This window comes from Oryzobacter faecalis, assembly GCF_046764005.1.
In the GTDB taxonomy this organism is placed as follows: Bacteria; Actinomycetota; Actinomycetes; order Actinomycetales; family Dermatophilaceae; genus Oryzobacter; species Oryzobacter faecalis.
This window is the reverse complement of record NZ_JBKOFW010000001.1, coordinates 526201-546604: the sequence shown is the minus strand read 5'-3', so window position 1 is coordinate 546604 and position 20404 is coordinate 526201. Positions and strand designations below refer to the sequence as shown.

At 74.3% G+C, this 20404-nt stretch carries 12 protein-coding genes and 1 riboswitch; of the genes, 1 reads left to right on the top strand and 11 read right to left on the bottom strand.

Features of this window, described 5'->3' with window-relative positions; genetic code table 11:
* Positions 1-30: 30 nt before the first annotated feature.
* From ACK8HX_RS02600 to ACK8HX_RS02560, 9 genes are all read right to left on the bottom strand, one after another.
* The gene (locus ACK8HX_RS02600) at positions 31-1761 is read right to left on the bottom strand and encodes a glycosyltransferase family 61 protein (RefSeq protein WP_411939079.1); all 1731 of its coding nucleotides are present in this window, start codon (positions 1759-1761) and stop codon (positions 31-33) included.
* Positions 1758-3908 (bottom strand): hypothetical protein, encoded by a 2151-nt coding sequence (locus ACK8HX_RS02595; protein ID WP_411939078.1) that lies wholly within the window; start codon positions 3906-3908, stop codon positions 1758-1760. The genes ACK8HX_RS02600 and ACK8HX_RS02595 overlap by 4 nt, the downstream gene beginning before the upstream one ends.
* A gap of 17 nt (positions 3909-3925) precedes the next feature.
* Complete coding sequence (locus ACK8HX_RS02590; RefSeq protein ID WP_411939077.1) at positions 3926-7576, bottom strand: bifunctional glycosyltransferase/CDP-glycerol:glycerophosphate glycerophosphotransferase; 3651 nt, start codon at positions 7574-7576, stop codon at positions 3926-3928.
* Positions 7577-7609: 33 nt separating this feature from the next.
* Positions 7610-9247: an RNA polymerase sigma factor gene (locus ACK8HX_RS02585; RefSeq protein WP_411939076.1), complete on the bottom strand. Its 1638-nt coding sequence runs from the start codon at positions 9245-9247 to the stop codon at positions 7610-7612.
* A 260-nt stretch (positions 9248-9507) separates the two neighbouring features.
* Positions 9508-9903 carry a universal stress protein gene (locus tag ACK8HX_RS02580; RefSeq protein WP_411939075.1) on the bottom strand — a complete coding sequence of 132 codons (396 nt, stop codon included), beginning with the start codon at positions 9901-9903 and terminating at the stop codon, positions 9508-9510.
* 59 nt (positions 9904-9962) lie between these two features.
* Positions 9963-11093: a homoserine O-acetyltransferase MetX gene (gene metX, locus ACK8HX_RS02575; RefSeq protein WP_411939074.1), complete on the bottom strand. Its 1131-nt coding sequence runs from the start codon at positions 11091-11093 to the stop codon at positions 9963-9965.
* 16 nt (positions 11094-11109) lie between these two features.
* Positions 11110-11219: riboswitch (SAM riboswitch) on the bottom strand.
* Between the two features lie 62 nt (positions 11220-11281).
* Positions 11282-12349: a DUF4192 domain-containing protein gene (locus ACK8HX_RS02570; protein ID WP_411939073.1), complete on the bottom strand. Its 1068-nt coding sequence runs from the start codon at positions 12347-12349 to the stop codon at positions 11282-11284.
* 102 nt (positions 12350-12451) lie between these two features.
* On the bottom strand, positions 12452-12838 hold the full coding sequence (locus ACK8HX_RS02565; protein ID WP_411939072.1) for a YkvA family protein: 387 nt from the start codon (positions 12836-12838) through the stop codon (positions 12452-12454).
* Positions 12839-12933: 95 nt separating this feature from the next.
* Complete coding sequence (locus ACK8HX_RS02560; protein WP_411939071.1) at positions 12934-13668, bottom strand: EcsC family protein; 735 nt, start codon at positions 13666-13668, stop codon at positions 12934-12936.
* Between the two features lie 128 nt (positions 13669-13796).
* On the opposite strand from ACK8HX_RS02560, the gene ACK8HX_RS02555 reads away from it, so the two are divergent.
* Entirely contained in the window at positions 13797-15497 is a 1701-nt protein-coding gene (locus ACK8HX_RS02555) for a DNA polymerase (RefSeq protein WP_411939070.1), read from the top strand.
* A gap of 3 nt (positions 15498-15500) precedes the next feature.
* Here the strand turns inward: ACK8HX_RS02555 and ACK8HX_RS02550 are convergent, their stop codons facing one another.
* Together ACK8HX_RS02550 and hrpA are read right to left on the bottom strand one after the other, a co-directional pair.
* On the bottom strand, positions 15501-16424 hold the full coding sequence (locus ACK8HX_RS02550) for a proteasome assembly chaperone family protein (RefSeq protein ID WP_411939069.1): 924 nt from the start codon (positions 16422-16424) through the stop codon (positions 15501-15503).
* Positions 16425-16511: 87 nt separating this feature from the next.
* Positions 16512-20357 (bottom strand): ATP-dependent RNA helicase HrpA, encoded by a 3846-nt coding sequence (gene hrpA, locus ACK8HX_RS02545; protein ID WP_411939068.1) that lies wholly within the window; start codon positions 20355-20357, stop codon positions 16512-16514.
* Positions 20358-20404: the final 47 nt, after the last annotated feature.

Here is a 20404-nt window from a genome sequence, read left to right as displayed (position 1 = left end):
GTCGTGCCGGGACCGGGGTGAGGGCCCCGGTCAGAGGTCGCCGAGGAGCTTCTCGAGCGCCTCGCGGTTGCGGTCGAGGTCGAGCTCCCAGCCGGAGTAGTACGCCTCCTCGCTCCACCCGCCCTCGGGGTGCGCGATGTCCGGGGTGCTCCAGAAGTAGTGCTCGGCGCACCCGAGGACGGCGGCGTAGAGGTGCTCGTTGCGGGCGGTGTACGCCTCGTGGTTGAGGACCACCAGGTGTTCGAGGTTGCGGCTGTTGAAGACGTTGAACAGCCCCGAACCGCCGAAGCCGGCGACGACCCGGGCCTCGCGGAACAGGTGGGCCTGCTGGGCGAGGTCGAGCTCCTCGGGGTGGACCACGGTGAAGCCGTGGCGCGAGAAGAGCTCCTCGACCACGGGGGCGTTGCGGCACGAGCGGTTCGCCGTGGTCGCGCGACGGGAGACGAAGAGGCGCTCGCTCGCGTCGACGGAACGGTCCACCCCGCGCACCAGCCCGTCGCTCACCCGCCGCCACGTCTCGCCGATGTCGGGGTGCACGTAGTGGGGAACGGCGTTGTGCCACATGGGTGTCGCCGCGTACACCGACTCGAGCCAGGTCGGCTCCGAGATCCAGGTGACCGCCGACTCGGGGATGCCGTAGGCGGCGAAGAGGCGCCGTTCGAGGCCGGGATCGCGCTCGTTGGGGAACCGGACACGGAAGACCGCCTGCACGTCGGGGTCGTCGGCGCGGGCGTGCTCCCAGCCCCACAGCCGTGACATCACCTCGGTGACGAGGTGGCCGTAGTGCCCGGAGTTCTCGCTGTCGAGGTGGAAGAAGCTGCCCGGGCGCTCGGTGCGCGGTCGCAACCGGTCCGGGACGAGGGCGAAGTGCCGGTTGACGTTGGTCAGCGCGGGGTTGTGCAGCCCCGGGGTGCGGTGGTGGCGGAAGGAGTCCGGGAGGATCACCTCCTCCGACCACAGCAGGGCGTTGGACACCATGGCGATCCGCCCGGTGTAGTGGCGCACCTTGAGCGGGGGGACGTCGAAGGTCGTGTCGAGGTCCGCCACGGGGACCGACGACTCGAAGGACTCCACACTCCCGCGGTGCCGGAAGGTGGAACCCGGCAGGGTGACGAGGTCCCGCACGGTGAGGTCGCGGCCACGCACGGCCAGCATCCGGCTGCCGTCGGCGTCGCGGACCTTGACGAAGTGCTGGTTGCCCTTGCCGATGACGATGGTCCGCGGGTCGATCCGCACCCCGCTCACCGCGCTGCGGAAGGACCGCACCCCCGGGGCGAGCGACCCGAGGGCGTCCTGGGGGGCCGACTGCGACTCGAGGACGGCCGCCAGCCGCTGGAAGATCCCGGGGGCGTCGTCGCGGGTGATCCGCTCGCGTGGGACGACGTACTCCCCGCCCTTGCGCAGGTTGAAGAACAGCCGCTCCCAGTCCTCCTGGTGGCCCGCCGAGGTGCGGGTGCGCACGTTGACGAGGCGGTCGACCGGACCGACCATCTTCAGCACCCAGTTGACCTCGTCGAGGGTCGACGCGGCGTGGAAGGTCACGTCGTGGGCCGGCAGGTCCCACTCGGCACGTGACTCGGACGCGATGACGTGGACCGGTCCGTCCTCGGCGTCGAGGAGGTCCTGGAGCTCGGGCCCGACGTCGAGGTCGGCGACGACGGCGACGACGCGGGGGGTCGTCCGTGCGGCTGCGCGGGCGCGGAGGACACCGGGAACCGCACGGGACACGACCCGTGCGGCGAGGGACCGTGGCGACGTCATGGCCGTGATTGTGTCCCATCGGGGTCGTCCGTGGGCGAGGTCGCCGGCTCGTGCCGACGCCGCGAGCCCACCGCGGCCGCGAGCACCCAGAGCAGGCCGCCGGCGAGGGCCGTCACGAGCGCGGCCACCTCGATCGCCCACCCCGGAGGGGACCACGCGAGGGTGACGGTGCGCCCAGCCGCGCCGGGCGGGACCTCGACCCGGACGAGGACGTCGTCGAGCGGTGCGGCGAGCGTGCCGCCCTCGACCCGGTAGCCCGGCCACGCGAGGCGGCTGAAGGTCACGGTGCCGCCCTGCGCCCCGACCCGGTCGACGCGCAGGCGGACGCGTCGGTCATCGACGCCGACCTCCGAGACCGCCAGGCCCCCGGAGGTCGCGACGACCCCTCCGGCCGTGGGCAGCTGCTCGGCGCGGTTCCACACGACGGTGAAGTCGGTCGTGTCCGTGATGCTCCAGCCGGGCGGGGGACGGCGCTCGACGTCGTCGGGGAAGTACGGGCGGTAGAGCACGACCGTGCTCACGGAGAGCAGGTCCACCCACGGCTTCCCGGTCGTCGGCTCGACCTCGAGCAGCTCGGCGAGCGCCCTGGTGCAGGTGCCCCCGTTGAAGACGCGGCAGAACCGCTCGCGGAAGGGGCGGTGGCTGATCGTCGTGTAGCCGTTCTGCACCGACTTCTCCGACAGGTACCAGGACGCCGCGATGAGCACGTCGTCGGCGATGGCCGCGTTGCGGACCATCTGGCTCTTCTCGTAGTAGTCGGGATTGCCGAGGACGATGACGTCGCCGCGGGCCGTGGGGATCCGCTCGCGGTACTCCGCCGCCTCGGCCGGCATGTGGCGGTCGACCGAGGGCGGCTGCGGGTGCGCCGCGTACTGGACCCCGAACACGGCGAGCGTCGTGCCGAGCACCACGGCGGTCGCCGCGTTCGCCCTGCGGCGCCGCAGCAGCCACGCGGTCGCCTCGAGGGCCATGGCGACGATGGCCGCGCCGACGAGCACCGGCAGGTACCGGTACGGCTCGCGGCTGAGGACGACGTAGGCCGCACCGGCGACCCACGCGAGCGCGAGGACGCGCCGCGCCGCCGGCACCCGCCACGGCAGCGACCGGGAGACCGCGACCGCGACGAGCGTCACGAGGGCGACCATGAGGGCGGGCACGACGCGGATCGGCCACCGCAGCGGGCCGATCTCGGCCGGGCCGACGGCCCAGAGGAGGAGGACGACGGTGGCCACCGCGGCACCGGCGAGGTCGCGCCACGAGCGCCGCAGCCGCCGGAGGTCGATCCACGCGAGGACCGGCAGGAGCCACACGAGGTAGGTGGCGCGCGGTTCGGGCAGCATCCCGGTGAGGACGTCCTGCAGGTCGACCGTGAGGCGCCCGGCGCCGGTGAGGCCCCACGCGTCGCGCACGGTCACCGGCGAGGTGAGCACTCCCGGCAGGTAGACCGCGACGGTGACGAGGCCGCTGAACACCCCCGCGCCCAGGGCCACGAGCAGCCGGCGCCGCGAGCGCGAGAGCGCACCGTCGACCAGGCAGCCGAGGAGGACGACGGCGAGGTAGATCGCGCAGTAGACGTAGCCGACCGAGACGACGAGGTAGCACAGGGCGAGCGCGAGGGCGGGGCTGCGCCCGGCCATCGCGCGGCGCACGGCCCACCACGCCCAGGGCAGCAGCGCGACGCCGATCTGGCCGGTGACCCACGAGGGCCAGTCGAGGACGACCGCCTGCCCCGACAGCCCGACGACGGCACCCGCGACGAGCGCCACCGGGCGTGAGGCACCGTAGTCGCGGACGAGCACGGCGGCGCCGAGCCCCCCGACGACGACGAGGACCACCTTGAGGACGGTGACGAACACGACGACGTCGCCGACGAGCGTGGCGAGGACGCCGATGAGGATCGTCAGCGGGCTGAACAGGCCCCACTGGCCCTCGGCGACGTAGTTGCCCGCCTCCCACGCGAGCGGCTCCATGAGGGGAAGGTCACCGGCGAGCACCCGCTCCCCGAGGTGGTACCACCAGCCGAGGTAGGCGATCTGGGTGTCCCCGCGGAAGTAGTACCGCGGGACGCGCACGAGCGGCACGACGGCGACGACGAGGAGGAAGCCCACGAGGACGAGGGGCCAGCCGGCCGTCCTCCACCGGCTCATCGCTCGCCCCGCACGCGTCAGCGACCCCACACGGCGTCGACGACGCGCTCGGCGGCGTGGCCGTCGTCGAGGGGGGCGAACCGGGCCCGGAAGGCCGCCTCACGCTCGACGAGGTCGAGCGTCACCGAGGTCCCGAGGCCCCGGAGGGCCGCGATGACGCCCTCGGTGGAGGCGAGGAGGGGCCCCGGCGCGATCTCGGCGAGGTCGAGGTAGAAGCCGCGGGTCGTGCCGGCGTACTCCTCGAGGTCGGGGACGAGGAAGAGCATCGGCCGCCCCGTGACCGCGAAGTCGAACATGACGCTGGAGTAGTCGGTGACGAGGACGTCGGCGACGAGCATCAGCTCGCCGATGTCCGGGTAGTCCGAGACGTCGAGGACGCCGGCATGGTCCTCGGCCGCGGCGAGGCCGGGCGTGTTGCTGTGACCGCGGACCAGGACGGTCCACTCGTCGCTCAGCGCCTTGCTCACCTGGCCCAGCTCGAGGTGGTTGACGAGCGCGTACCCGCGGCTGGTGGTGCGCCGGTTGTCGCGCCAGGTGGGCGCGTAGAGGGCGAGCCGGGCGTGGGGGGCCACGCCGAGGGCCGCCCGGACCGCCGCGACGCGCTCGGGGTCGGGCGGCCCGGCGAGCAGGTCGTTGCGCGGGTACCCGAGCTCGAGGGTGCGGCCCTCGTACCCGAACGCCCTCGGCAGCGTCTCGGCGGCGAAGGGGTTCTGTGCGAGGAGGACGTCCCAGGCCCGGACCTCGCGCTCCATGAGGGCACGGTAGGACAGCGACAGGCTCGTCGACGGGACGTCGTTGCCGATGCGCTTCAGGGGCGTGCCGTGCCAGGTCTGCAGGTAGGTCTGGTCGGGGCGCTTGCGGAACACCGGCGGGAAGTTGGCGTTGCTGACCAGCCACCGCGAGGTGTGCAGGGCCTCGAGGTGGTCGGCGGTGCCGAGGACGACGGTGCGGGCGTCCTGCGGCGCCGCGCACGCGTGGTCGGCGACCGCCCACACGAGGTCGCCGTCGTACCCGCGCCGGCGGAGCTCGTGGTGGATCGCGAGCGGCGAGTCGGCGGCGTGCCGTCCGGCGAAGCAGGAGAGGAGCACCGCCTCACGCAGCGGACGGGCCAGCAGCGACGGGACCGTGCGCTGGAGGGCGAGCTGCGCCCGGCGGCCGTCCTCGTCGGGACCCAGTGGTGGGCGCACCGTGACCCAGAGAGCCCGTGCGCGCGAGGTCACGGTGAGGCGTAGGTCGCACGAGGGCGCGCGGTGCCACTGCAGGAAGCCGTGCGTGACGGCCGCCAGCGCCCCCGGCGCGACGGGGAGCCACACCGAGTCCCGGGTCGACCCCGGGTGGAGGAGCAGGCGGAGGGAGCGGCCACGGCTGGTCCGCGCGAGGCCGGGGCGGCCCCACCGCTCGGACGTCACCGCGAACCGCGCCTCGAAGGCTCCGGTCACGGGGTCGATGACGGCGTCCGTCGGCTCCCACACGTCGGTGTCGGAGGCGAGTGCGGGGCGGAACGGCGTCCCCGGGGGGAGGACGGCGAGGCCGCGGACGACGAAGGTGTCGGGCCAGCCGTCGAGGACGACCTCCCGCACGACCGCGTGGATCCGGCGGTCGACGAGCACGAGCTCACCCGTGGGGGCGAGCGCCACCCGCAGGCCGGCGCTCCGGGCCGTCTCGACGGGCAGGTCGGCCGTGCCGCCGGCGAGGTCGAGGGCGACGGTGCCCTCGGCCGTGACCGCACGGACCTCCCACTCGTACTCCTTGCGCGGTGGGGCGCCCGGCGGGAGCGGGGGGATCGTCAGCGAGGCCCGCTGCTCGCCCTCGAGCACCGTGACGTCGGCGCGCTCGGTGCGGCCGAGGACGGTGCAGAGCGCCTCGACGGCCGTGACGCGAGGTCCGTCCTCGGGTAGGACGAGGTCGACGCGGCGGCCGTCGAGGGTCGCGGACACCGCCGCCACCTGCGCGGGCCGCAGGAGCAGCTCGAGGCCGCGGTCCTCGGTGAAGCGCGGGAGCAGACGGTGGCCGTCGACGAGCGGGCCGTGGTCGAGCACGTTGGCCGTCCAGCGCCGCTCCCAGACGCGGAAGCGGCCGGTCCACGCCTTGTCGGCGACACCGAGGGTGAGCTCGACGTGCCAGCCCGGCTCCTTCCCCGCCACCGGCTGCCGGGCGACGAGGGCGGCGACGTCGACGGTGGCGACGAAGCCGGCGGGCGCCTGGCTCACGCTCGCGCTGTTGACCACGTCGTCGAGCGCACGAAGGCGAGTGCGCCGCACCGGCAGCTCGTGGACGGGGCCGCCGGCCGCGGACCCGTCGGCGTCGGGCTCGGGTACCAGCCGCACCGACAGGGTCGAGGGGTGCTCGTCGAGGTCGACACCGTCGACGTAGGCGAGTCCGGAGACCTCGATCGTGGCCCCGTCGACGCGGTACCCGGTCAGGCCCGCGGTGAGGCGGTCCTCGAGCGGGCTGAGGACCAGGTCGGCGGGGTCGAACCGGGTGCGCAGCTGGTCGAGGTAGACCGGGGCGCCGGTGGGACGCGGCCGGGTGGGGTCGACGACCATCCCGTCGCCGTGCTCCTCGCGGACCCGCAGCGCCGTGCACACGTCGTCGCGCTCGTCGCGCTCGACGAGGCGGGCGAGGATGCGGTCGTGGAGCTCGACCAGTCCCCACGACGTCTCGGACATCGAGCGCGAGACGTCGCGCACGCCGCTGCGCAGCAGCTCCCAGAAGTCGGGGCCGGTCCGGGGCACCTCGGCGTAGAAGGCCCGCAGGTCAAGGCCCACCGACTTCGCGTGCCAGTGCTCGACGACGCGCTGGGACGCGTGCTCGGTGAGGACGCCGGAGACCGCCCGCATGACCGTGAGCCGGTCGTCGAGGTCGCGGATGTTCGACTTCTGCTGGGTGATCGAGGAGCCGTCACCGCGGATGTACCACTGGTAGACCACCGTCGCGAGGATGTCGAAGGAGCGCGCCAGCGCGTACGCCCTGGCCGTCGGCTCCTGGTCCTCGTAGCGGATGCCCTCGGGGAAGCGCCCGACCGCCCGGGTGAAGAAGTCGCGGCGGAACAGCTTGTTCCAGCTGAAGACGTCGGCGAGGACCTCGGGGGCCTCGTCGAGGGTGACCCCGGGGCGGTCGGCGCGGTGGACGTCCTGGGCCCACCGGGGCACCCACGAGCTGGCCCCGTCGCGGCGCACGAGGTTGCCGACGGCGAAGTCGGATCCGGTGCGTGCCAGGCTCTCGACCATCGTCGCGTAGGCCGTCAGGGGCACCGTGTCGTCGGAGTCGGCGAAGACGATGAAGTCACCCGACGCGTGCGCGATCCCGGTGTTGCGGGCGTTGCCCAGGCCGCCGTTCGGCTGCTCGACGACCCGGATGCGGCGGTCCCAGCGCGCGAAGCCCCTGGCGATCTCGGCGGAGCGGTCGGGGCTGCCGTCGATGACGACGATGATCTCCAGGTGCGGGTACGTCTGGGAGATGACGCTCGTCAGGCAGTCGGCGAGGTACTCCTCGACGCGGTAGCACGGGACGACGACCGAGATCGTGCCGAGGTCGGGGACGGCGGACAGCCGGCGCCGCATGGACCGGACGAGCGCCGGGTGCAGCCGCCGCTTGGCGGCCTCCCAGCGCTCGTGCGGGATGGTGCTGCGCAGCCCGCGGTACCCACGCTCGAGCTGACGACGCACCGTGCCTCCCTCCGGGTCTCCGGAGCGGGTGCGTCAGTCGAGGTAGTCCCGCAGGGCCTGGCTGCGGCTCGGGTGGCGCAGCTTGCTCATGGTCTTGGACTCGATCTGGCGGATCCGCTCGCGGGTCACACCGTAGACCTTGCCGATCTCGTCGAGCGTCTTCGGCTGGCCGTCGGTGAGTCCGAACCGCATCGACACCACACCGGCCTCCCGCTCGGAGAGGGTGTCGAGCACCGAGTGCAGCTGCTCCTGGAGGAGCGTGAAGCTCACGGCGTCGGCCGGGACGACCGCCTCGGAGTCCTCGATGAGGTCGCCGAACTCGCTGTCGCCGTCCTCGCCGAGGGGCGTGTGGAGCGAGATCGGCTCGCGGCCGTACTTCTGGACCTCGACGACCTTCTCGGGGGTCATGTCGAGCTCCTTGGCGAGCTCCTCCGGGGTGGGCTCGCGCCCGAGGTCCTGGAGCATCTGGCGCTGCACGCGGGCCAGCTTGTTGATGACCTCGACCATGTGCACCGGGATGCGGATGGTGCGGGCCTGGTCGGCCATGGCGCGGGTGATCGCCTGGCGGATCCACCACGTCGCGTACGTCGAGAACTTGTAGCCCTTGGTGTAGTCGAACTTCTCGACCGCGCGGATCAGGCCGAGGTTGCCCTCCTGGATGAGGTCGAGGAAGAGCATGCCGCGGCCGGTGTAGCGCTTCGCGAGGCTGACGACGAGTCGCAGGTTGGCCTCGAGGAGATGGTTCTTGGCCTTCTTCCCGTCCTGGGCGATCCACCACAGCTCACGCTTGAGCTTCATGTCGATCTTCTCGCCGGCGTTGAGCTTCTCCTCGGCGAACAGACCGGCCTCGATGCGCTTGGCGAGCTCGACCTCCTGCTCGGCGTTGAGGAGGGCGACCTTGCCGATCTGCTTGAGGTAGTCCTTGACCGGGTCGGCGGTCGCGCCGGCGGTGACGACCTGCTGGACCGGTGCGTCGTCCTCGTCGTCGTCGCGGATGACGAAGCCGGCGTCCTCGGACTCGGGCTCGCCCTCGGCGGCGGGCTTCTTCTCCTCGTCGGAGTCGTCGTCGCCCTCGGTCGCGCCCTCGGCGGCGGCGCCCTCGAGCTCGGTGTCAGCGGGCTCGTCGACGACCTCGTCGACCACGACGTCCTCGAGGTCCTCGGGGGCGTCCTCGTCGCCGTCGGCGTCCTTGGCCGCGGCGGCCGAGGTGGCCTTGCTCGCGGCCTTCTTCGTCGCGGCCTTCTTCGCCGGCGCCTTCGCGGCGGGCGCGTCCGCCCCGGCCGCGGCGGAGGCGGCCTTCTTCGTCGTCGTCGCCTTCGCGGCGGCGGTCTTGGTCGTCGCCGTCTTCGCGGCGGCCGCCTTGGTGGCGGTCGCGGCCTTCTTGGCGGGGGCCGCCTTCTTGGCCGTGGACGCCGACGCCGTCTTCTTGGCGGTCGAGGTCGCCGCGGCCACGGCGGTGCTCAGGTCCATGGCGACGGTGATGCCCTGCTCGCCGAGCGCGCGGAGGACCACCCGTCCACGCGAGGGCGTGACCTCGGCGGCCCGCATCGCGTCGGCGACCTGCTCACCCGTGACCGAGCCCGTCGTCCTCCCCTGGCGCACGAGGGACTGCAGAGCCTGGTGGGAGAACTCCGGCGGGAGTGCGCTGGGCTGGGAGGGCTTCGTGGACACAGGCGACACCGACTACCTTTCGTCGCGGGAAGCCGGCTCCGGGGCACACGGGGGGTGGGCTCCGGAGGCGGCGGGGAAGGTCCTGGTGCGGCACCCCGTCATCCGTGCCGGCGTCGTGCTCGGCGGGTCAGAACCAGGTGCGCAGTGACATTATAAATCGGCGGGCCGGGTGGAGGCACATCGCCGGGGGAACGGGCGCGGTGTGACAACGCCTCGAGGGCTTTCCGGATTCCCCGGGGGACGGTGCCGGACGGGCGGTGTCAGGCCTTGACGGCCAGCACCGCGCAGGGGGCGTCGAGCAGGATGCGCTGGGCGTTCGAGCCGAGGATCAGCTTGCCGACGGGCGTACGGCGCCGCAGGCCGATGACGATGAGGTCGGCGTCGGTCTCGGTGGCGACGGCGATGAGGTCCTCGGCGGGCTCGTTGCCCCGGACCAGCTGGCGGACCTCGACGGTGAGCCCGTCGCTCGTCAGCTCGTCCTGGGCCCGCTGGAGCTCGGCCTCGGCGGCCTTCGTGGTGTCGTCGTCGAAGTCACGGCCACCGCGGTTGGAGTTGATGACGACGAGCGTCGTCTGGCGGGTCCTCGCCTCCTCGACCGCTCGCGCGAGGGCCGCGCGCCCCTCCTTGGTGGGAACGAACCCGACGACGATGGTCACGATGTCCTCCTGGGGCGAACGAACGGTGTCCGACGCCCCGACCGTACCGCAGCGGCTGCTCAGCGGCTTCCCAGCACCTCGTGGATCAGCGCGCCCACCTGCTCGGTCTCGACGAGGAAGCCGTCGTGGCCGTGTCGCGAGGTGACGACGGACAGCCCGGTCCCCGGGCGTGCCGCGGCCATCTCCTGCGACAGCCGCATGGGGTAGAGCCGGTCGGTCGTGACCCCGGCGACGTGGAGCAGGCCGTCGAACCGGTTGAGCGCCGCCGCGACTCCCCCACGGCCGCGCCCGACGTCGTGGCTGTTCATCGCCTCGGTGAGGACGACGTAGCTGTTGGGGTCGAACCTCCGGGACAGCTTGGCCGCGTGGTGGTCGAGGTAGCTCTCGACGTCGTAGCGCCCACCGCCCCCGAGCGGGTCCTCGCCCTTGCGCGGCCGGCGCCCGAAACGCTCGTCGAGCTCGGCCTCGTGGCGGTACGTCGTGTGGGCGATGCGACGGGCGATGCCCATGCCGGTCGTCGGGCCCTCGCCGGTGCCGTAGTAGTCGCCGCCGCGGTACGCCGGGTCGGTGCGGATGGCGAGGAGCTGCGGCTGGCACCAGGCGACCTGGTCGGCGGTCGCGTACGGCGTCGAGGCGACGACGAGGCAGCGCTCGACCCGGTCGGGGTGGCCGGTCGCCCACTCGAGCGCCCGCATGCCGCCCATCGACCCGCCGAGGACGCCGCGCCAGCGCCGGATGCCGAGCACGTCGGCGAGCGCCGCCTCGGCCGCGACCTGGTCGCGGATCGTGATGAACGGGAACCGCCCGCCCCACGCCCGTCCGTCGGGGTCGGCGGACGCCGGGCCGGTCGTGCCCTGGCACCCGCCGAGGACGTTGCTCGCGACGACGAAGAGCCGGTCGGTGTCGAGCGGCGCTCCGGGGCCGATGAGGCCGGGCCACCACCCGGGCGAGACGTGCCCGGGGCCGGTCTCGCCGACGACGTGGCTGTCGCCGGTGAGGGCGTGCTCGACGAGGACGGCGTTGTCGCCGCTCGGCGAGAGGGTCCCCCACGTCTCGTACGCGACGGTGACGGCCGGCAGCACGCCGCCGCGCTCGAGGGCGAGGTCCCCGATGACGGCGAACTTCCGGTCGCCGACGGGGTCGCCGGGGCGCCAGACCGCTGCGGTGGTCCGCGTCGGGGTGGCCGTCATCAGGAATGCTCCTCGGTGCTCGCGCTTGCCGCACCGGGCGGTGCGACCAGGTCGTCACCCGGGGCACCCCACCGCGAGGAGGGTTGCCGCCCAGCAAACCGGGGTTTGACGCTGGGACTCAGGACCGGCGTCCATGGTACCGAGCACCCCCTCGCGCCGTCCGCCACGTCCGGAACGCGGTCACCGGCTCAGCCGACCGGGCGCAGCTCGGTGCCCCCGCGCGGGCGCCCCCGGCCGCGGGGGATCCGCACGCCGGCGTCGACCAGCCGGCGCAGGAGGTGGGCGAGTCGGTAGCCGGGGTCGAGCCGCTCCGCCCGGTCGAGGGCCGCGCGGGCGAGCGCGCCGTCGCCCTCGGCCCAGGCGACGTGCGCCGTGACCGTGCACACCGCGACCGCCTCCGCGGAACAGGAGTCCGGGACCGCGCGGCACACCTCGACCAGGCGGGTCGCGAGGTCGGGTCGCTCCGTGGTGCGGACCGCCGGGCGGCCACCGACGGGGAACCACCTGGGCACCGAGGACCGCAGGTGCCGCAGCACCTCGTCGTCGACCTCGCTGAACGGCAGGACACCGGGCGAGAGCCACGCGACCACGCCGTCGCGCCACGGGACGTCCGCGAGCGAGAGCACCGCGTCGGCCACCGCCTCGGGGCGCGGCGGGCCGGACCGCGAGACGGCGAGGACCTCGGCCCAGGCCCGGGCCCACCGTCGGCGGCCGGGCCGTCGGGTGGCGCGGTGCGCGACGACCCGGCCGACCTCCTGTGCCCCCGGCCCGGGGTCGACCAGCCGTGCGACGGCGTCGCGGCCCTCGAGCGGCGCGCGTCCGAGCGCGACGAGGTCGGCGACCGCGGGGACCGTCGTGGGGTCGCGCAGCGGTTCACCGTCGGCCGGGCAGCACGGCGGCGAGCACCCCGGCGAGTAGCGGCGGCCGTCGCGCACGACCGCCACGTCGAGGACCTCGACCCCCGCCCGCTCGAGCGCCTCGACGAGGGCGAGGGTGACCGGCGCGGACGCGTCGGCCACGTCCTCCCACGCGACGACGACCACCGCCGACGCCCCGTCGCGCAGGAGCGGGCCGACGAGCGAGCCCGCGACGTCCTCGGCGAGCTCGTCGGGTGGGAGGTCGGCTCGCGCGACCATTCCCATCGTGCGACCGCGCAGGGCGACCGCGACGACGCAGTCGTGCAGGTGGTAGCCGAGCTGGTAGGGCAGGACCGCGATGACCTCGTCGGGCCCCCGGAGCGTGATGTCTGCTGTCATGCCGACCACGCTCGTCGCCGCAGGGGCGCGGCGCGAGGGTCGGTTCGAACCTGTGGACAGCGCCCTCACCGACGAGGGCCTGTGGACGACGGGGCGGACGACTCAGCGCACGACGTCGCCGGGGACGGTGCGGCCGGACGCCGACGGGCCCTGGCCGCGCCCCCGCTCCCAGGCGAGGAACGCCTCGGTCTCCTCGACGAGCTGGGTCGCGAGCCAGCCGAGGACCATCGCGTCGTCGGCCATCCCGAGCACCCCGAGGACGCCCTCGGGCATGAGGTCGACCGGTGAGACGACGTAGCCCGCGGCGGCGAGCAGGAGGAGGAGGCGGCCCTTCGAGACGCCGACGTAGTCGCCGGCGACGACGGCCCTGACCAGCCGCGGCACGGCGGTCGCCCGCTCGCCGAGCGACGGGCCGCCCGGGCGCATCGCCGTGCGGACGGCCTTGACGACGGCGCCGACGGCGACGAGACGGTTGGCGGTCTTGGCCATGGGTCCTCCTGGCTCCTTCCGGGGACCCTGCGGTCCCCGTGCTGCGAGACGATCGACGTCCGGCGGGTGGCCGGCGTTCCCGACGGTCGGTCCGGCTACGGTCCCGCGGTGATCTCGCCCGCCGCCGCCGGGGGGAACTCGCGCCGGGCGTTGGCGGCGATCCGGCTCAGCATCCAGGCGTCGACCCCGGCCCCGATGACGCCCCCGATGACGGGGACGAGCTTCCCGACCTTGGTCAGGGCGCCCTTGCCCGCGGTGGCGAGGAGGCGGAAGCCGATGCCCTTGTTCACGACCATGAGCGCCGGGCCGGGAAGCCGCTGGGCCGCGAGGTTGACCATCCGCCCGCTGGGCGCGACGGCACCCGCCTTGCGGAGCAGGTCGTCGGCGTCGGCGCCGACGAGCGTGAGGAGCACGGCGGTGCGGATCTGCTCGGTGCCGATGTCGTGGCCGCGCAGGCGGGCGACGGCGGCCGTCATCCGGGTCGCGAGGAGGTAGAACCCGAGGACGTTGGCCGGCAGCGCGACCGGCCAGGTGATGAAGCCGCCGAGGCTCGTGACGAACCCGGCGGCACCGGCGAGGCGCAGGTGCTTGCTGATGACGGCCTCGACGGCCTTCTCGGCGTCACCACCGCTCGCGCGACGGGCCGCGTCGGCGACCTCCGCGGCGGAGTCGAACCAGCCCTTGCCGTCGATGCCGAGGTCGAGGACGGTCTGGACCAGCCGGGTCGCCTGGTCGCCCTTCGCCCCGCCCTCCCGCGCGGAGTCGAGTGCGCTCTTGACCTCGCCGACGGCGGTGCTCGTGCGGTCCTTGCCGAATCCCGGGATGCCCACGTGGTCCTCCTGGTCGGTGGTGCGGCGCGGCCGGTGCGCCGACGCCTCGTCCGGTCGATCCTGCCACGTCGCACCCGGTCGACCGGGCGCGCGGGTCGGCGTCGGTGGGGCGGCCTACGCTCGTGCGCATGATCCCGGGAGACGTCGCCGCGGTGGCGCTCACGCCTCCCGGCGCCGGCCCGCGCCACGGGGTCCTCGTCACCGCCGACCAGGTCCTGCTGGGCCCCCTCGACGACCTCGTCGAGGGCGTCCGCCGGGTCGAGGCGGCGTCCTCGCCGCGGTGGGTCTGGTGGTCCGCCGACGAGGCGGCCACCCCGCTCGTCGCGGCCGGGGTCGCGCCCGCGCGCGCCTGGGACGTCGCCGAGGCGCACCGCCTCCTCCACGGCGGCTGGCACGTGACGCCTGGTCTGGCCTGGGCGGCGGCGCACGGGCTGGCGGCCCACGACGTCGCCGCCCCGCCCACCGGCGACCTCTTCGAGCTGGTCTCCGACCGTGCGGTCGCGGACCCCGCGTCGGCCGTCCTCCCGGACGGGCACCTGCGCGGCGACCACGCCGAGTGGCTGCGCGACCCCGGTCACCTCGAGGCGTGGGCCCGCGCGGCAGTGGAGACCGCCCACCTCCAGCACGACGCGGCCGGGCGCACGAGCACCCGGCTCGTCGGCACGGTCCACGCCGAGTCCGCGGCGGCGCTGCTGTGCGTCGAGCTGCTGCGCGACGGCCTCCCCCTGGACCGGGCCCGCACCGAGGAGCTCGTCGCCGACGCAGCAGGCCCGCGCCCCACGACCGACGCCGAGGAGGTCGCGGCCCGGCGCGGGCGCGACGCCCTCGTCCTGCGTCACGCGCCGGGGCGCGAGGCCACCGACCTGCGCAACCCCGCCCAGGTCAAGGAGCTGCTCGCCTCGGTCGGGGTCGACGTCCCGAACACGCGCAAGTGGGTCCTCGAGCCCTACCGCGACGTCAACCCCCTCGTCGCGGCGCTCCTCGACTGGCGGCGCGACGAGCGGATCGCCACGACCTACGGCTACCGCTGGCTCGACGCGCACGTGGGCGCCGACGACCGGCTGCGGGGGCGCTGGACCGCCTGTGACGGTGCGGCCGGACGGATGACCGCCGAGAACGGCCTCCACAACCTCCCGGCGGCCCTGCGGCCAGGCGTCGCCGCGCACCCGGGGTTCGCCCTCGTGCGCGCCGACCTCGGCCAGATCGAGCCGCGCGTGCTCGCCGTCGTCTCGGCCGACGCCTCGTTCGCCGCGGCGACCCGCGCCGACGACCTCTACGCCCCGGTGGCCCAGCGGCTCGGGGTCGAGCGGCCCGTCGCCAAGGTCGCCGTCCTCGCGGCGATGTACGGGCAGCGCAGCGGTGCCGCCGGTGAGGCGCTCAAGGGACTGGAGCGGGCCTACCCCGTGGCGATGGCCTTCCTCGACCGGGCCTACGACGCCGGGCGCCGCGGCGAGCCGATCCGCACCTGGGGCGGGCGGCTGGTCCCCACGGGGCGCTTCCTCGCGGCGAGCCCGCCGGGAACCGACCCGCAGCTCGATGCCGCCCGCGGCAGGTTCGCGCGCAACGCCATCATCCAGGGAGCCGCCGCCGAGCTGTTCAAGGCGTGGGCGGCCACGGTCCGGGCGACGACGCGCGACCTCGGGGCGCAGGTCGTCCTCTGCCTCCACGACGAGCTGCTCCTCCACGCGCCGCTCGAGCACGCCGAGGAGGTGGCGGCCCGCGTCGACCGCGCCCTCGACGACGCCGCGCGGCGGTGGGCGCAGGGCGCGCCGGTGCGCTTCGTGTCGGACACCTCGGTCATCGCGCGGTGGTCCGACGCGAAGGACTGAGGCTCAGGAGCGGTCGGTGTCGTCGTCGGCGACGGTGCGCAGGAAGTTCTCGAAGTCGGCGCCGAGCTCGTCGGCCGAGGGGATCTGCGAGGCCTCCGTGGCCAGCAGGCTGGGCCGCTGCTGGCCCTCGACGAACGCGTCGTACTGCTGCTCGAGGGCGCGCACGACCTGGCCGGCCTCGTCGTTCTGGTCGACCTCGGCGGCGATGGCCTGCTGGTTGGCGCGCGCGAGGGTGACGAGGTGGTCGTTGGGGAGGTTGAGGCCGGTGACGTCCACGATCGCGTTGAGCGAGGCCAGCGCCCCCTCGGCCCACTCGGAGCCGGCGAGGTAGTGCGGGACGTGGATGGCGAACCCGACCGCCTGGTGGCCGGCCTCGCCGAGGCGCAGCTCGAGCAGCGCCCCGATCGACCCGGGGACCTGGACGCGGCCGAACGGGGAGGCGGCGTCACCGATGAGGGAGGCGTCCGTGGCGTGCGCCGTCATCCCGACCGGGCGGGTGTGCGGCACCGCCATGGGGATGCCGTGCGTGTGGACGACGAGGGTGATGCCGAGGCGCACGACGAGCTCGCGGACGGCCTCGACGACGCGCTCCCACTGGTAGTCCGGCTCCGGCCCGCTGAGCAGGTAGTACGTCTGGCCGTCACGGTCGGTGAGGCGGTGCAGGAGCATCGCGGGGTCCTCGTACTCGACCCAGCGGTTCGTGTCGAAGACCATCGCCGGGCGGCGGCCGCGGTAGTCGAGCAGCTGGTCGACGTCGAAGGACGCGACGACCTCCGGGTCACCGGTCTCGAGGAGGTGTCCACCCAGGACCTGCTGGATGTGCCCGGCGTCGATGAACGCGCCGAGGGCGACGACGAGCACGCCGGGGCGCGGCACGTCGAGGTCGGCGTCGGTCTCGAAGCGGTAGAGCGCGGAGGGGTTCTGCACGGCACAAGCCTTTCACGGAGGTGACCTCGTGCCCGGTCAACGTCCGTGGGGTCCGCGAGGATTCCCGGTCGTGCGCGCCCTCCGCCGTCAGCGGACGGAGCCCGCGACGGCGGCGATGGCGGCGCGGACCCGCTTCTCGCTCACCGGGCCGCTCGTCCCCAGCGACTGCGCGAAGAGCGAGACGCGCAGCTCCTCGACCATCCAGCCGATGTCCGTGACGTCGGCCGCGCCCCGCCGGGCGGCGGGGAGGGACTCGATGAGGTCGGCGTACGCGGCCTCGACACCGTCGACCTGCTCCTGCAGGAGGGGCTCGCGGGGGTTGGTCGCGGCCCGCTCGAGCCGGTGCTCCATGGCGCGCAGGTAGCGCTCCACGTCGCGGAGGCGGGCCACGCCCGTCGCGGCGACGAAGCCGGGGCGGACGAGGCTGTCGAGCTGGGCGCGGACGTCGGCACGGGTCGCGCGCGTCCGGTCGGCGGCTGCGCCTCTCGCCAGGGCCTCGAGCGTGCGGCGCACGGCGGCGGCCCTGGCGAGGACCGGCTCGACGGCCTCGACGACGGTGAGGACGCGGGTCGCCGCGTGGGTCCGGACGGCGGTGAGGGCCGCGGCGAAGTCGGCCTCGGTGCGCACCTCCCCCGGGACGTGCTCGGCGACGACGGCGTCGACGGCGGCGTCGAGGCAGTCCTGGAGGAGGGCCGGCACCGAACCGTGCGGGTTGTCGGCGAGGGCGAGCTTCTGGGCGTTGGAGAGCCGGGCGAGGACCCGCTTCCACGGGGCGGTCGTGTTGAGCAGCAGGAGCCGGCGGACACCACGTCGGTGGGCGGCCTGCGCCGCCCCCTCGTCGGGGAGGACGCGCAGGCCGACGGTGTCGCCCTCGTCGACCAGCGCCGGGAACCCGAGCACGGTCTGGCGGCCGCTGCGTCCCTCGAAGGTCGTCGGCACGGTGCCGACCGACCAGCCGGTGAGGCCGCCGCGCTCGATGGAGGCCGCCGCGTGCGCCACCCCCTGGCGGACGGCACCCCCGGCCTGCTCCCGCAGCGCCTCGAGGTCCTTGCCGCTCGCGACGACCTGCCGCCGCGGGCCCTCGACGCTGAAGGTGATGCGGAGGTGGTCGGGGACGCGGGCGAGGTCCCACTCCCCCGGCTGGATGCGCACGCCGGTGCGGGAGAACAGGACCCGGGCCAGCTCGTCGGTGAGCGGACCGTTCGCGGGGTCGGCCTCGGCGAGGGCGGCCATCGCGTGGTCGGGGGTGGGGACGAAGTGGCGACGGGTGGCCTTCGGCAGCGACCTGAGGAGGGCGACGGCGAGGTCGTCGCGCAGGCCGGGGACCTGCCAGTCGAAGCCATCGGGGCGCAGGCGGTTGAGGACGGCGACGGGGACGTGCACGGTGACGCCGTCGGCGGCCTGGCCGGGCGAGAACTGGTACGTGACGTCGAGCTCGAGGTCGCCCTGGCGCCAGGTCCGCGGGTAGTCCGCGGCCGACACCTCCTCCCCCGCCTCGCTCGTGAGGACCGTCTCGGTGAGGGTCAGCAGGTCGGGTCGGCGGCGGCGCTCACCCCGCCACCAGCGGTCGAAGCGCCGTTCGTCGGTGACGTCGGGCGGGATGCGGGAGTCGTAGAACTCGAAGACGACCTCGTCGTCGACGACGATGTCGCGCCGGCGGGCCCGCTCCTCGAGCTCCTCGACGCGCCTGAGGGTGCGCTGGTTCTGCTTCCAGAAGTCGTGGACCGGCTCCCAGTCGCCCTCGACGAGCGCGCTGCGGACGAAGATCTCGCGCGCGGCCTCGGGGTCGACGCGCGCGTACTGGATCGTGCGGTCGGTGACGAGCGGGACGCCGTAGAGGGTGACCCGCTCGGTCGCGACGGCGGCACCGGCCCTCCTCGACCAGCGGGGCTCGCTGACGGTGCGAGTGACGACGTGAGCCCCGGCCTCCTCGGCCCACTCGGGCTCGATGCGGGCGTTGACGCGTGCCCACAGGCGCGTGGTCTCGACGAGCTCGGCGCTCATGACGTAGTCCGGCTGCCGGCGGAACAGCGAGCTCCCGGGGCTGATGCCGAAGCGTGCACCCCGGGCGCCCTGGTACTCGCGCTTGACCTCGTCCCTCACCCCCACGTGGGACAGCAGGCCGGTGAGGATCGCGCGGTGCACGGTGTCCCAGTCGGGTTCGGCGTCGCGGGCCGCCGTCGCGCGGTCGGGGTCGATCCGCACGCTGCGGCAGGCCTGGCGAAGCTGCGCGTGCAGGTCCTGCCACTCGCGGATGCGGAGGTAGTGCAGGTACTCGTTCTTGCACATCCGGCGGAAGGCGCTGTGCGACAGCGCCTTCTGCTGGTCCTTGACGTGGCGCCACAGGGCGAGGAGCGAGGCGAAGTCGGAGCGCTCGTCCTTGAAGCGGGCGTGGGACTGGTCGGCCTGCGCCTCCTTGTCGGCGGGTCGCTCGCGCGGGTCCTGGATCGACAGGGCCGCCACCATGACGAGCACCTCGCGGGTGCAGCCGAGCCGGCCGGCCTCGACGACCATCCGGGCGAGACGGGGGTCGAGGGGCAGGCGGGCGAGGGTGCGGCCGGTGCTGGTGAGGCGGCGCGCTCGGCCGCGGTGGCGCCCTCCGCCCTTCTCGTCGGTCGAGAACGCGCCGAGCTCCTCGAGGAGGCGCACGCCGTCGGCGACCTGCCGCGCGTCCGGGGCGTCGACGAACGGGAAGCGCGTGACGTCGCCGAGGCCGAGGCTCGTCATCTGCAGGATGACGGCGGCCAGGGAGGTCCGCTGGATCTCGGGCTCGGTGAACTCGTCGCGGGCCTCGAAGTCCTCCTCCGAGTACAGCCGGATGCACACGCCGGGCGCGACACGTCCGCAGCGGCCGGTGCGCTGCTGGGCGCTGGCCCGGCTCACCGGCTCGATCGGCAGGCGCTGGACCTTGGTGCGCTGGCTGTACCGGGAGATGCGCGCGGTCCCGGTGTCGACGACGTAGCCGATGCCCGGGACGGTGAGCGAGGTCTCGGCGACGTTGGTCGCGAGGACGATGCGGCGCCCCGCCCCGCGGTGGAAGACCCGGTGCTGCTCGGCGGCGGACAGGCGGGCGTACAGGGGCAGCACCTCGGTGTTCGGCAGCCTCAGCGCCGTGAGGGCGTCGGCGGCGTCGCGGATCTCGCGCTCCCCCGAGAAGAACACGAGGATGTCGGTGGCCTCCGGGCCCGGGGGCGCCTCGGTCCAGAGCTCCTCAACGGCCTCGACGACGCCGGTGACCTGGTCGCGCTCGGCCACGACGTGGCGCCCGTCGGGGTGGAGCTCGACGAGGGGGCGGTAGCGCACCTCGACCGGGTACGTGCGCCCGGAGACCTCGATGACGGGGACCTCGCGAACCTCGCGGCCCTGCTCGTCGGTGGCGAAGTGGCGGGCGAACCGGTCGGGGTCGATCGTCGCCGAGGTGACGACCACCTTGAGGTCGGGGCGCCGCGGCAGGAGCTGCTTGAGGTAGCCGAGGATGAAGTCGATGTTGAGGGACCGCTCGTGGGCCTCGTCGATGATGATCGTGTCGTACCGGCGCAGGTCGCGGTCGCGCTGCATCTCGCTCAGCAGGATGCCGTCGGTCATCACCTTGACCCGGGTCGCGTCGCTGCTGTGGTCGGTGAAGCGCACCTGGTAGCCCACGAGGTCACCGAGCTCGACCTGCATCTCCTCGGCGATCCGCTCGGCCACCGAGCGCGCGGCGATGCGGCGCGGCTGAGTGTGCCCGACCTGACCGGTGACACCCCCGCGCCCGAGCTCGAGGCACATCTTCGGCAGCTGGGTCGTCTTGCCCGAGCCGGTCTCGCCGGCGATGACGACGACCTGGTGGTCGCGGATCGCCGCGAGGATCTCCTCGCGCGCCTCGACGACGGGCAGGTGCTCCGGGTACCGCAGCCGGGCAGGGTCGACGGTGTCGACGGGCTGGGTGGGCACGGGTCACAGGATAGGTCGGGTGGTCGGTGGCCCCCGAGGGGGTTTCC